This window comes from Bacillus sp. FSL K6-3431, from assembly GCF_038002605.1.
GTDB lineage: Bacteria > Bacillota > Bacilli > Bacillales > Bacillaceae_C > Lederbergia.
Genome location: NZ_JBBOCT010000001.1, coordinates 4,916,264 through 4,929,166 on the forward strand (window position 1 = coordinate 4,916,264; position 12,903 = coordinate 4,929,166).

13 protein-coding genes are annotated in these 12,903 nt (G+C 35.6%); 9 read left to right on the forward strand and 4 right to left on the reverse strand.

Features of this window, described 5'->3' with window-relative positions; genetic code table 11:
• The first annotated feature begins 176 nt into the window (after nt 1-176).
• The 5 genes from hmpA to MHB53_RS23460 all read left to right on the forward strand — a co-directional run bounded on the left by hmpA (nt 177) and on the right by MHB53_RS23460 (nt 5,178).
• Nucleotides 177-1,397 (forward strand): NO-inducible flavohemoprotein, encoded by a 1,221-nt coding sequence (gene hmpA / locus MHB53_RS23440; RefSeq protein WP_340923112.1) that lies wholly within the window; start codon nt 177-179, stop codon nt 1,395-1,397.
• A gap of 184 nt (nt 1,398-1,581) precedes the next feature.
• On the forward strand, nt 1,582-2,445 hold the full coding sequence (locus MHB53_RS23445) for a transporter substrate-binding domain-containing protein (RefSeq protein ID WP_340923115.1): 864 nt from the start codon (nt 1,582-1,584) through the stop codon (nt 2,443-2,445).
• Between the two features lie 15 nt (nt 2,446-2,460).
• Nucleotides 2,461-3,138, forward strand: a complete 678-nt coding sequence (locus MHB53_RS23450) for an amino acid ABC transporter permease (protein ID WP_340923118.1) — start codon at nt 2,461-2,463, stop codon at nt 3,136-3,138.
• Nucleotides 3,139-3,551: 413 nt separating this feature from the next.
• Nucleotides 3,552-4,352 carry a flagellar motor stator protein MotA gene (motA, locus tag MHB53_RS23455; RefSeq protein WP_340923121.1) on the forward strand — a complete coding sequence of 267 codons (801 nt, stop codon included), beginning with the start codon at nt 3,552-3,554 and terminating at the stop codon, nt 4,350-4,352.
• Complete coding sequence (locus MHB53_RS23460; protein WP_340923125.1) at nt 4,339-5,178, forward strand: flagellar motor protein MotB; 840 nt, start codon at nt 4,339-4,341, stop codon at nt 5,176-5,178. The genes motA and MHB53_RS23460 overlap by 14 nt, the downstream gene beginning before the upstream one ends.
• A gap of 147 nt (nt 5,179-5,325) precedes the next feature.
• Here MHB53_RS23460 and MHB53_RS23465 read toward each other — a convergent pair whose 3' ends face one another.
• The 3 genes from MHB53_RS23465 to MHB53_RS23475 all read right to left on the reverse strand — a co-directional run bounded on the left by MHB53_RS23465 (nt 5,326) and on the right by MHB53_RS23475 (nt 7,781).
• A complete protein-coding gene (locus tag MHB53_RS23465; RefSeq protein ID WP_340923128.1) occupies nt 5,326-6,537 on the reverse strand; it encodes an MFS transporter in 1,212 nt (403 codons plus the stop codon).
• A 7-nt stretch (nt 6,538-6,544) separates the two neighbouring features.
• Nucleotides 6,545-6,970 (reverse strand): MarR family winged helix-turn-helix transcriptional regulator, encoded by a 426-nt coding sequence (locus MHB53_RS23470; RefSeq protein ID WP_340923131.1) that lies wholly within the window; start codon nt 6,968-6,970, stop codon nt 6,545-6,547.
• A 364-nt stretch (nt 6,971-7,334) separates the two neighbouring features.
• On the reverse strand, nt 7,335-7,781 hold the full coding sequence (locus MHB53_RS23475; RefSeq protein WP_340923135.1) for a flavodoxin: 447 nt from the start codon (nt 7,779-7,781) through the stop codon (nt 7,335-7,337).
• Between the two features lie 160 nt (nt 7,782-7,941).
• Here MHB53_RS23475 and MHB53_RS23480 point away from each other — a divergent pair, with 160 nt between their 5' ends.
• The 4 genes from MHB53_RS23480 (at nt 7,942) to MHB53_RS23495 (ending at nt 11,442) form a co-directional block, all read left to right on the forward strand.
• Nucleotides 7,942-8,454, forward strand: a complete 513-nt coding sequence (locus MHB53_RS23480; protein ID WP_340923138.1) for a type 1 glutamine amidotransferase domain-containing protein — start codon at nt 7,942-7,944, stop codon at nt 8,452-8,454.
• 154 nt (nt 8,455-8,608) lie between these two features.
• A complete protein-coding gene (locus MHB53_RS23485; RefSeq protein ID WP_340923141.1) occupies nt 8,609-9,187 on the forward strand; it encodes a glycerol-3-phosphate acyltransferase in 579 nt (192 codons plus the stop codon).
• Nucleotides 9,187-10,779 (forward strand): aminotransferase class V-fold PLP-dependent enzyme, encoded by a 1,593-nt coding sequence (locus MHB53_RS23490; protein ID WP_340923144.1) that lies wholly within the window; start codon nt 9,187-9,189, stop codon nt 10,777-10,779. Before MHB53_RS23485 ends, MHB53_RS23490 begins: the two co-directional genes overlap by 1 nt.
• Before the next feature lie 186 nt (nt 10,780-10,965).
• Nucleotides 10,966-11,442, forward strand: coding sequence for a GNAT family N-acetyltransferase (locus MHB53_RS23495; RefSeq protein ID WP_340923147.1), 477 nt, complete (start codon nt 10,966-10,968; stop codon nt 11,440-11,442).
• A 246-nt stretch (nt 11,443-11,688) separates the two neighbouring features.
• Here MHB53_RS23495 and MHB53_RS23500 read toward each other — a convergent pair whose 3' ends face one another.
• Complete coding sequence (locus MHB53_RS23500) at nt 11,689-12,861, reverse strand: pyridoxal phosphate-dependent aminotransferase (protein ID WP_340923150.1); 1,173 nt, start codon at nt 12,859-12,861, stop codon at nt 11,689-11,691.
• Nucleotides 12,862-12,903 lie beyond the last annotated feature (42 nt).

Sequence of the window (12,903 nt, forward strand, 5' to 3'; positions counted from 1 at the left end):
ATTATACCTATATCTATTTTGGAAAGAAACTAATTTGGTTAGTTTTCCAATCGTGAACAATTAAAGACGGCTTTGTGACAGCTTTTATAAACATGTATTTTAAATATTGCTTTGAAGTATTACACTCTGTAAACTAAAGGTGTATTATAAATATATGTTTAAAAGGAGAATGAATAATGACACTCTCAAAAAAAACAATGGATATTATTAAATCAACTGTACCTGTGCTTGAGGTACACGGAGTAACGATTACATCTGTATTTTATAAAAAGCTATTCGCAACTCACCCAGAGCTACTTCATATCTTTAACCATGCAAATCAAAAACAGGGTAGACAGCAAACGGCACTTGCGAATATGGTCTATACAGCAGCAAAAAATATTGATCGTTTAGAGTCTATTTTGCCAGCAGTAAAGCAAGTAGCACACAAACATCGTGGTCTTGGTGTGAAACCAGAACATTACCCAATAGTAGGAGAAAACTTACTAGAGTCGATAAAAGAAGTACTTGGCGATGCTGCTACAGAAGATATAATCTCTGCGTGGGCGAATGCTTATGGTGTTATTGCTCAAGTGTTTATTGATGTTGAAAATGAAATGTATGTAGCTAGTGAAACACAGGATAATGGTTGGGATGGATTTAAAAATTTTGAAATCATTAATAAACAGCAGGAAAGCGATGTTATTACATCTTTTTATATGAAGCCATTGGATGGAATGCAAGTACCAGTTTATAAAGCGGGTCAGTATATTACAGTTCGAGTTTACATTCCTGGAGAGGAATACGCTTTGAATAGACAATATAGTTTATCATGTGCCCCAGGGAATGATTTTTTCAGAATTAGTGTAAAAAAAGAGACGGAATTTAATCCAAACGGGAAAGTTTCCACATACTTGCATGAACAATTATCCATAGGTGATAAAATCGAAATTAGTGCACCTGCTGGAGACTTTGTATTGAATACAGAGGAATCTAATCCGGTAGCATTTATCAGTGGTGGTGTTGGTCTAACTCCAATGATGAGTATGTTAGAAACTTTGGCAAATGAAAGATCCTCCCGAACTGTCAAATTTATTCATTCAGCAAGAAATGAGTCCATACATGCCTTTGCAAATGAAGCAGCTGCAATTACTAGTCAACTTGCAAATGGTTCCGGATTTTATGGATATGAAGAGCCGGAAAATGCTAATGGGCAACATCATTTTACAGGTTATATAAACGAAGCTTTTTTAGCTGATAAAATAACAAAAGAAACGGTATGTTACGTATGCGGACCTGTATCATTTTTAAGAAGTGTGGTGGGGATGCTTACTAGTTTAGGAGTTTCTAAAAACAATATTCGTTACGAATTCTTTGGCCCAGCGATTCAGTTTGAATCAGAAGCAGTTAATTTATAAAAATTTAAAAAACGCTTTCTCTGTGTGAAGAGGGCGTTTTTTGTTTTGTCGTAGTCTAATGGCAATTGAAACTAATTATGAGAGAAGCTATACTTTTTGTGAATTATTGCATAATTTATTCGAGTTGCAATAATTTGATTTGCCATGTATGGTTTTATAGGGAAAATATGAAAGGGGAATTTGAATGTTGAAAAAAAGTAAAATAAATATAATACTTATTGGGCTCTTATTGCTATCCATTGCTTTACTTGGAGGATGTGGAGCAAAAAATGAGGAAAACAGTATAGGTAACGGAAAGCAGAAAAAAACTGCTTGGGAAAAGATTGAGGAAAAGGGGGAAATCATTGCAGGTACTTCTGGAACATTATTTCCAACATCTTATCATGAGAGTGGAACAGATGAATTAACAGGATACGATGTGGAAATTTTAAAAGAAGTGGCAGATCGATTAAATATTAAGATTACGTTTTTAGAGATGGGAATTGACGGCATGCTCACTTCACTTAATAGCGGAAAAGTAGATGTAGTAGCCAATGATATATCTATAACAAATGAGCGAAAAGAAAAGTTTTCATTATCAGAACCATATAAATATTCATTTGGAAGTGCTGTTGTTAGGAAAGATGATTTATCGGGAATTAAGTCTTTAAAAGACTTAAAAGGGAAAAAAGCAGCTGGTGAATCTACAACGATATACATGCAAATTGCTCGTGACTATGGTGCAAAAGAAGTAACTTATGACAATGTAACAAATGAGCAGTATTTGAGTGATGTTTCTATTGGTAGAACAGATATCATCTTAAATGATTATTATTTGCAAACTCTAGCATTGACGGCTTTCCCCGAATTAAATATTACGATCCATCCTGATATTCGTTATCGTCCAAGTGAGCAAGGCATTGTTGTGAAAAAAGACAATAATGATCTTCTCGAAAAAATTAACGAAACATTAAAAGGAATGCATGAGGATGGTACTATTACAGCATTATCGAAAAATTTTTATGCTGGTGCAGATGTGTCTGTGAAACAAGATTTGGATTTTGAGTAAAAGGGAGAATAAAAGATGAAAGATATCCAATGGCAACATATTTTCGATCTTCCACTAGCCATTGAATCCTTCCCATATATTTTTCAAGGTATTTGGTATACATTGCTCATATCATTTGCAGGAATGGGGATAGGTCTTATACTTGCCTTTTTTATAGCACTTGGACGCATGTCAAAGTTTGCTTTATTAAGATGGCCTGCACGGATGTACATATCATTTATGCGAGGAATACCGATGCTTGTATTCTTATTCTTATTATATTTTGGTCTTCCTAATGTTGGAATTGAATACGGCGCTCTTACTTGTGCTTTAATCGGTTTTAGTCTACATAGCGCAGCATACATGGCAGAAATAAATCGCTCTGCACTAGCTTCTGTTAATAAAGGCCAATGGGAAGCATCATCTGCTCTCGGATTGTCATATTGGCAGACAATGAGGTTGGTTATTTTGCCACAAGCAACCAGAATAGCAATACCACCGCTTTCTAATGTATTGCTAGATTTGATTAAAGCCTCATCATTAGCAGCAATGATAACCGTTCCTGATTTATTTCAACGAGCAAAAATCGTTGGCGGTAGAGAATTTGACTTCATGACCATGTATATTTTAGTAGCCTTGATTTACTGGGGAATTTGCACGATTGTAGCAGCAGGGCAGGATAGGTTAGAAAAAAAATATCAGTATACAGAATAAAAAATTTCGAGAATGCTGCTGTAAATCTTCATTTACAAATATAGAAGACATGAAATAACATACACATATGGTGTACTATTTCATGTCTTTATTGTGTTGTATATTGTTAAGTAAGAAACGTATGGATATAGGGGTGTATGATTAGAAAGGGAAGTAATGAAAACAAATTAAAATATTTGAAAATTGCTCGACTATATCACTGTGACAAAATTTATATAAGGGAGACAGTTATTTTTGATCTCGCAAGATGAACCTTGCCTTCATAGTATTCTATTAACCATAATGATAGTGATTATTGGATGGAAATAATGAAATTATTGTGAAATTTACTGAGATGCTAAATAATCGTTGAAATTTGTTTCAACTTGTCGATATATAGTTTAAGACATATATAAAGGTTTAGGGTGAAAAGAATGGATAAAACTACGCTGATTGGATTTATTTTAGGAATAGTAGCAATAGGAGTAGGAATGGTGCTAAAAGGGGTTGGTATCATTGCCTTACTTAACCCTGCTGCAATTTTGATCATTTTAGTAGGAACGGCGGCTAGTGTCATCACCGCTTTTCCAACATCGGAAATTAAAAAAGTACCTAAGCTTTTTGGTATTATTTTTAAAGACCGACAAACATTAAAGCCTAGGGAGTTAATCTATCATTTTTCGGATCTTGCACAATTAGCGAGAAAAGAAGGTTTATTGGCGTTGGAAAGTAAAATTGATGAGATAGACGAGCCGTTTATGAGACATGGCCTTAGTCTAGCTGTTGATGGTCAAAGTGCCGATTATATTAGGGATGTTTTAAATGAAGAAATTGATGCGCTGGAAGAAAGGCATGCCACAGGAGCGTCAATTTTTTCACAGGCGGGTACATATGCACCAACTTTAGGTGTTTTAGGAGCGGTAATTGGGCTAATTGCTGCTTTAGGAAACATGGATAATACGGAAGAATTAGGCAAGGCTATTTCAGCGGCATTCGTTGCTACTTTGCTCGGGATCTTCACAGGTTATGTTTGGTGGCATCCATTCGCGAATAAATTAAAACGTAAATCAAAAGAAGAAGTGCGCTTAAAGGAAATGATGGTTGAAGGTATTTTATCGATTCTAGAAGGAGAAGCACCTCGTGTAATTGAGCAAAAACTTGCTTCGTATTTACCATCTTCAGAACGCGTAGAATTATCAGAAGAAAGTGGTGAAGCTCAAGATGTCGAAGCGTAGAAGAAAAAAAAAGGAAGATAGTCATATGGATGAATCGTGGCTCCTTCCCTATGCGGATTTATTGACATTGCTTTTGGCGCTTTTTATTGTGTTGTTTTCTTCAAGTTCTGTAGATGCCCAAAAGTTTCAACAACTGTCGCAAGTGTTTAGTGGTATTTTTACTGGTGGAACAGGGCCGCTTGAATTTCAAAAACCTGCAGATAATGAAGAAGATCACAGCTCGGATCAGCCTGATAACGCACAGGGTGGAATGATGGATTCTGAAGAAATAACAGAAACAGAAAAAGAATTAGAAACAGAAAAAATAATAGATGAAATGAAAGATGCTTCTAAAGAGATATTTGAATTAGAAGATCGACAGGAATTGGAAGCCATACAAGCGAAAGTAAATACCTATATTCAGAAAAATGACATGAGCAATAAGTTTGATACAGCATTAACGAGTGAGGGGTTACTACTTACGATAAGAGATAATGTATTATTTCAATCTGGACGTGCTGAAGTAAGGGAAGCAGATAAAAAGACAGCAAGAGAGCTAGCAATATTGCTAGAAATGGATCCACCAAGAAATATTATTATTAGCGGACATACCGATAATATCCCGATTCGTAACGCTGCATTTAATTCCAATTGGGAATTAAGCGTAATGAGGGCAGTTAACTTTATGAAAATCCTCCTAGAAAACGAAGAACTCGATCCACGATTATTTAGCGCAAAAGGGTTTGGAGAATTTGATCCGATTGGAGACAATGGTACGGATGAAGGTAGGACCTTAAATCGACGAGTAGAAGTATTAGTTTTACCGCGAACAAAGGCAGATGAATGAATATAACAAGTAACGAAAAAGAAGGTGACTTAAATGAACGTCAAATGACGATCTCTTAAGTCACCTTTTTCTAATTCTTCGTTTGTGTATAAGTGTAATAGTCCCTATCATTAACCTAGTTAAAACTTGTCAGAATTCTAGATTGACTTATGTGTTGGGAATTTCTTGTTTTTTGTTTTCAATATCAGCGTGTAGATTTTGAAAGCGACCATGCAACAGATAATATAATCCGAGACACCCTAAAATGAAAAAGGCTAAGATAAAGTAAAGTTTGGCATATCCCATATTTACAGCAATCAATCCTAGAATAAATGATCCGAGGCCAATTCCGGTGTCAAAAAATGTAAAATAAGTAGACGTTGCCATTCCAATATTATGTCGAGAAGCTGTACGAATGGCAATTGTTTGTAATGCAGAAGTTATCGTTCCAAAGCCGATACCGATTAAAGCACCTGATAAAAGAAAGACAAAGGTTCCTTGCGCTTGGCTAAGAAGCAAAACTCCAATTCCAAATAAAAGAATGGCGGGATATATGATAATATTTTCACCATATTGATCGAACCATTTCCCTGTAAATGGGCGTGATGCTAGTAAAAATACGGCATATACAACAAAGAAGTAGCTTGCAGCTGATACAAGATCTAGTTCTGCTGCATAAACGGATACAAACGATAGTATACTTGCATAACCAATAGCTAGCGCACCTGCAACGATAGAAATAGGAAGTGCTCCTTTATAAATCAGTTGCTTGAATGAAAAACGTATTTTAGTTTCGGAAGCAGGTAGTTGCTCTATTTGTTTCATAGAGATAAAGGTAATGAAGAGAATGGATAAGAGTCCAAAGAACGTGCAAATGATGAATATCATTGTAAAATTTATATATTGAACCAATGTAAGTCCAATAAAGGGACCAAGTACCATAGCTAGGTTCATAAAAGTTGCGTAATAGCCCATACCTTCCCCACGACGGTTGTTGGGAATTAACATAGCAACGAGTGTATTAGTTGCCGTCGTCGCCATTCCAAAACCAATCCCATGAATGAAGCGAAAGATTAGTAGTGTGATAAGTGTGTGGGAGAAACAATATAAGATACTGGAGATAAGTATGAGAGTAAGTGCAATTGTAATCATTTTTCGTTCGCCCATACGTGCAATCCATATACCAGAAAATGGACGTACCATGATAGCTCCTATGAGAAATATAGTGACTACAAGCCCAATTTCAGCTGCACTTCCATTGAGCTGATCCATCGTATAGATTGGTAATGTCACCATTAATAAATAGAAGGTTAGAAATAAAAAGAAATTCGACATAGAAACACCTATAAAACTTTTTGTCCACAAAGATTGCTTTTTCAATTGTATATCACTCCTGAATATTCACATTGTTTAACATCTGTTGAAAACATACTTTTAAAGCGTTTTGCTCCGTTTGTGTGAAACCCTTCATAGCTGTCTTTTCAAATTGTGAAACAGCATTTTCCCATAAAGGGTAAGCAGTATATGCGGATTCTGTTAGCTCTATTAATTTTTCGCGATTATTTTTTCCGTCTTTTTTATACACCCAGCCTGCTGTTACAAGTCTCGTAATAGTTCTTGTCATTGTAGGAGCCTCTACATTTAAATACTGACAAATTTCAGCTTGAGTTGCGGAGCCGTATTGATGTAAATAATAAATAATTGTCCATTGTGAACTATATATACCAAGTTCAGATAGATGTTCATTTAAATTTTTGGATAACTGTCTAGAAGTTTGGAATAATTGATGGAAAAGTTCCTGATGCTGTGTCATAAAATTCCTCCTAACGCAAATAGTTACCTAGCTAAGTATAAGGCGTAATTATGGATATGTCTATAAAAAAACTTGATTTACCATTATTTCTTGGGAAATAACAAAAAAAATGACAGTACTCGACCGTCATCCTTCTATTTACTATGTTTTTGTCCTAATTTGCATCTGAAGTTGTAGAAACGTTTTTATTATTGGCTAGGTCCTCCATATTACATTCACGACCTTTCTAGATGCAAAAGTCAGGCATTATGCTGTTTTTCGAGTCATATACTATGGATCTTAACAATGTGAGGCGTATCATTGTTACCATATTGAAGGCGAAGCTTCAACTTTCCACTTTTAAGAATGTACAAGGAGATTGTCCTTATAAAATAGCTTTAATAAAATCGCGCGCAAAGTTATTGCATGCCTCTATATCTGAATCATCAGGTTGTAAATCAACTAATAAGCTATCTACAACGATTTCTGCACCTATACTATGAAGTTTATTTGTAAAAAGATGAATGGCGGCACCAAATGTAGATGTGTAATAAGAGTCTCCAGAACCGAAAACGGCTGCCTTTTTTCCTTTTAAGTCAAATTCGTCTAGCTCTTCATAAAAATCCATGAATTCGTCTGGTATTACGCCACCATCCCATGTATATGTTCCAATAAGTATTCCGTCATAATGAAGCAGTTCTTTAGGCTCTACATCAAATGCATCCTTAACAGAAAGGTGCAAGTTCGCTTTTTGGAGCGCAGCTATCATCATATCAGCCATTAATTCTGTATTCCCAGTGCTACTCGTATATATTAAAAGAACATTTCCCATGAATATCACTCTTTCTTAGTGTCCTTTTTATATTAACAAATATAGGACGAATAAATCACGGAACTGCTAATGGCAAATTTGTGAAATTTATGTTTTCTCAATTATAGATAGGGAAAGATAAAAAGGACTAGACATTTAGATGGAGGAGTTGGAAAAAGTTATGACAAGGAAGATTGCTACATTGATTACAGATTTATTCGAGGACACGGAGTATACGGAACCAGCCCTAGCCTTTAAAGAAGCTGGATATACTGTTGTTACGATTGAAAAAAAAGCCGGGAACAGGGTAATAGGAAAACAAGGTAATGATAAGGTGATGATCGATGTTGGTATTGATGATGTCAAACCAGCAGATTTTGATGCCTTGTTTCTTCCAGGCGGTTTTTCACCTGACCAACTAAGGGCTGATGAACGTTTTGTTAAGTTTACAAAATCATTTATGGACGAGAGAAAACCTGTTTTTGCTATATGCCATGGTCCGCAACTACTGATTACTGCAAAGTCATTAGAAGCTAGGCAAGCAACAGGATATATTTCGATTAAGGTAGATATGGAATATGCAGGTGCAGATTACAAAGATGAAGAAGTTGTTGTTTGCTCGAATCAACTTGTGACTAGTCGAAAACCTGATGATTTACCAGCATTTATAAGAGAATCATTAAAACTTTTGTAAATATATCATTTAAGCGGTGGCTCTCTCTCAAAAAAAGGGAAGCCACCTTTTTAGTTAATCCACTTTATGAAAGGCACCGCTGTTTTTTTGTATAACAATGATTATTGAAATATGTTAATATTATGTACAAATACGTGTTGTTTTAAGGAGTGCTATGAAAGAGATACTATTACTCATTGGTGCGTACGTATTCGGAAATATTTTAACAGGATACATACTTGCCAAAAACTTATATCGGAAAGATATTTATCAAGAAGGTAGTGGGAATGCCGGGGCACGTAATGCAGGTAGAATATTCGGGAAATGGGCATTCGTTTTTACCTTTTTTGGTGATGCAGGGAAAGGAGCACTTGTTGTATTGGTTGCAAGATGGCTTGGTTTTACAATGGAATGGCAATTATTAATTTTATTAGCAGTCATTATTGGGCATATATTTCCGGTCTTCCTTCACTTTCATGGTGGTAAAGGGATGTCTACGTATATTGGTGGTATGCTCGCTTTTCATCCGCTCTTATTTACTGCATTTGCAGGCGCCTTCATTTTATTTTATGTCATTTTTAAAAGCGTTACATTAGCCGGGATGGCAGCTATACTTATTTTTCCTGTTATTATGATACCTTTTACCTTTGAATGGTCATCCATACTAATCGCGTGTACTATTTCTGCACTTGTACTTTTTGCACATCGGCAAAATATTATTGAGAAAATTTTTAGTGAAAGGAAAATCAGCTAATGAGCTTTATCTATAAGATTGCTAATCAACCTGCGGAATTTGACCAAATAAAACAGTTGAATTACCGTACATTTGTAGAGGAAATTCCTCAACATGAAAAAAATGAAACACAAACATTAGTAGATAAATTCCATGAGGAGAATACATATATTATTTGTTTGAAAGAAGAACTGGTCATCGGTATGATTTGTGTACGTAGTAACCGTCCATTTTCACTTGATGGGAAAATTGGTGAAATAGAACGTCATTTGCCAGTTAAAGTGGATAATCCTTGTGAGATTAGATTGTTAGCAGTTGACCAGAAATATCGAAATGGAAGAGTATTTTTAGGAATAGCGCAAGCCTTAATTCGTTTTTGTTTAAAATTAGGCTATGATGCAGCAGTAATATCGGGGACAACAAGGGAACAAAAGCTTTATGGACAAATGGGTTTTCAGGATTTTGCTTTTATTACCGGGAATGAAGAAGCTGCCTTTCAACCAATGTATTTAACGAAATCCACCTTTGATGCTGGTATAGCTGGAAGAATTTTAAAGGAGCAAATTAATTTTCTTCCAGGGCCTGCAACAATTTCATCTGAGGTACAACTTGCTTTATCTACTACGCCACATTCACATAGGTCAAAGGAATACGAAATTTTGTTACATGATGTTCAAATGAAATTAAGAAAACTAGTGGATGCTAAATTTGTCCAGGTATTACATGGGACAGGTACTTTAGCAAATGACGTTGTAGCAGGACAATTAAGCTTAGTGGGTGGCAAAGGTTTAATACTTGTAAATGGGGAATTTGGAAAGCGTTTAGTTGATCATGCCGAACGATTTGGGCTTTTATTTGATACATTAGAAGCAGAATGGGGTACGGTATTCATAGAAGATGAGATTGAGATTAAAGTAAAGCAAGAGAAATATCGATGGATTTGGTTAGTACACTGTGAAACATCTACTGGTATTTTAAATGATTTAGAGGCATTAAAAACGATTAGCAAACATAATGGTAGTAAGCTCGCTGTTGATTGTATAAGCTCAATTGGGACACTACCGATTAATTTAAATGGTGTTGCATTTGCATCAGGTGTCAGCGGGAAAGCATTAGCGAGTTATACAGGTATTTCTTTCGTTTTTCATGAAGAAGATGTGAAGCAGGCAAGTAGCCTCCCACGTTATCTTGATCTAGGCGCATATGTAGAATCAGGTGGAATACCTTATACTCAATCCTCCAATCTAATACATGCATTAGCGGCAGCTTTAAAGAAATACGAATGTCCTGAGATAGTCTATGATCAAATGAGTCATCTGTTCAATGTGATTAGAAAAGGTGTGGAAGGAGTAGGATTTACTGTTTTAGCACAAAAGGGCTCTACTGCGCCAACGATAATGACAATAGTTCCACCCAAGGGAGAATGCGCACAGCAACTTGGCAATAATCTATATCTAAATGGGTTTAGCGTACATTATGAAAGTTCTTATCTATTAGAAAAAAACTGGCTGCAAATATCCTGTATTAATGATGTGAAGGAAAAGGAAGTATCAAGATTACTCCTAGTCATGAAAGGGTTATATCAATCTAATAGACAGCAAACTTTAAAGTAAAATAAAGCCGAATGGCCTATCACCACTGTAAATGAAATTTATTTTTAAATTAATAACAAACATTACTGAATACATTCCAAATCATGATGAGTAATGCAGAGGGGAACAATCCTTTGTGTTGCTCATCTTCATCATTTGTTCAGAATTGTTTCTAAGTTAAAATGAGCCAAGGAGACGATATGATACATGGAAATGATGAAATATAAAGCGTCAGATATCGAAGAGGTTGTTTCTTTATTCTATGAAACAGTTCATAAGGTGAATTCTAAAGATTATTCACAAGTACAATTAGATGTTTGGGCACCACTAGAAGAAAAAAATATGAAAGTTTCATCTTGGAAAGATTCATTAATTCAAAATATAACGTATGTTGTAAGGATGAATGAACAGATCATTGGATTTAGCGATTTAACCTCTAGTGGACATTTAGAAAGACTTTTTGTTCATAAAGATTTTCAAGGGAAAGGAGTAGCTTCAGCCCTAGTTGATAAACTTGAATCAGAAGCAGTAAAATTAAACATTTTAGATATTGATACAGAAGCGAGTATTACCGCTAAATCGTTTTTTGAGCGTCGGGGATACAAAATAATTTGCTCACAAACCGTTGAAAAAAACGGAGTCAAATTGATTAATTATCAAATGAATAAAAGGTTAGCATATTAATTCCATTATTTTTCTAATTTAAAAGCATGTTTAGAGTACTTTTACTCAAACAATACGAATGAGCATAAAGAAAAAATGAAATGAGTAATAATATGACCATCATACTATTAATGGTCATATTACTAAGGGTCATTTTGAACCTTACCTAATCTTGCCTACAGGCATGCCGCTCTCTTTTTCCCTAGATGCCATTGAATAAACTAGAAGCGAGACAGAGTGTTTTGTTTCTAAGATGGCAAGGTAATTTTAAAATATACCGAGTTTTGCTATTCTTTTTACAGCTTCCCGTAGGCGGTTTTCAGTAGTCAGGAGACCTACCCTAACGTATCCTTCTCCGTGCTCACCAAAACCAAATCCCGGTGCTACAGCGACATGCGCTTTTTCAAGTAATAAGTTGGCAAATGACTCAGAAGTGTATCCATTAGGTATTTTTAGCCAAGCGAAAAAAGATCCTGGTGGAGACTGGACATTCCAACCAATCTCATGCAAGCTTGAGATAAGAACATTTCTCCTATTTTCATATGTAGTATTTAATTGGATTACAGCTTCTTGCGAACCGGATAAAGCTTCAATCGCTGCATCTTGGATTGCCCCAAAAATACTTACATATAAATGGTCTTGTATTAGATTAATTGCTTCAATAACGGAAGGGTTTCCAACAGCAAAGGCAATACGCCAGCCTGCCATATTATATGTTTTTGACATTGTATATAACTCTATACCTATATCCTTTGCACCGGGAGTTTGTAAAAAGCTAATTGGCTTTTTTTCATCGAAACCGATAGCACCATAGGCAAAATCGTGAACAACACATACATCATTTTTTTTAGCGAAATCAACTGTTTTTTCAAAAAAGTCAAAGTTTGCAGTCGCTCCTGTTGGGTTATTAGGGTAATTAAGAATTAATAGTTTTGCTTTCTCTATAATATCCGCTGGGATTTTCTCGTAATCAGGAAGAAAGTGATTTTCGGCAGTGAGTGGCATCATTTCCATATGGACTTTCGCTAATGCTGCACCTGACCAATAATCCGGATAGCCTGGATCAGGGACAAGCATTGTATCTCCAGGATTTAAAAGACATTGCGGTAATTCGACGAGTCCAGCCTTTCCACCAAATAAGATAGCTACTTCTGTTTCGGAATCTAAATGTACGCCATATTCACGTTGATAAAATTGAGCCACCGCCTGTTTGAGTTCAGGCTTACCTCGAAAGGCGGGATATCGGTGATTGCTTGGCTTGTCGCCCGCTAATTTTAATCGATCTACAATATGGTTTGGAGTAGGTAAATCGGGATTGCCCTGTCCAAGATTAATTACATCATGTCCATCAGCAATCGTACGATTCACTTTTTGGACGAGTGATGCAAAAAACTGTTTTGGTAATTGTTTTAAAATATCTGAAGTATCGAATTTTTTCAATGTAGCACCTCAATAATCATGATAGGATTTCTCTTTCAATTA

Bases quoted from the DNA above. Each gene is read 5' to 3' on its own strand.
- hmpA (WP_340923112.1), top strand. From the start codon at position 177: ATGACACTCTCAAAAAAAACAATGGATATTATTAAATCAACTGTACCT.
- MHB53_RS23445 (WP_340923115.1), top strand. From the start codon at position 1,582: ATGTTGAAAAAAAGTAAAATAAATATAATACTTATTGGGCTCTTATTG.
- MHB53_RS23450 (WP_340923118.1), top strand. From the start codon at position 2,461: ATGAAAGATATCCAATGGCAACATATTTTCGATCTTCCACTAGCCATT.
- motA (WP_340923121.1), top strand. From the start codon at position 3,552: ATGGATAAAACTACGCTGATTGGATTTATTTTAGGAATAGTAGCAATA.
- MHB53_RS23460 (WP_340923125.1), top strand. From the start codon at position 4,339: ATGTCGAAGCGTAGAAGAAAAAAAAAGGAAGATAGTCATATGGATGAA.
- MHB53_RS23470 (WP_340923131.1), bottom strand. From the start codon at position 6,970: ATGACACAGCATCAGGAACTTTTCCATCAATTATTCCAAACTTCTAGA.
- MHB53_RS23475 (WP_340923135.1), bottom strand. From the start codon at position 7,781: ATGGGAAATGTTCTTTTAATATATACGAGTAGCACTGGGAATACAGAA.
- MHB53_RS23480 (WP_340923138.1), top strand. From the start codon at position 7,942: ATGACAAGGAAGATTGCTACATTGATTACAGATTTATTCGAGGACACG.
- MHB53_RS23485 (WP_340923141.1), top strand. From the start codon at position 8,609: ATGAAAGAGATACTATTACTCATTGGTGCGTACGTATTCGGAAATATT.
- MHB53_RS23490 (WP_340923144.1), top strand. From the start codon at position 9,187: ATGAGCTTTATCTATAAGATTGCTAATCAACCTGCGGAATTTGACCAA.
- MHB53_RS23495 (WP_340923147.1), top strand. From the start codon at position 10,966: ATGGAAATGATGAAATATAAAGCGTCAGATATCGAAGAGGTTGTTTCT.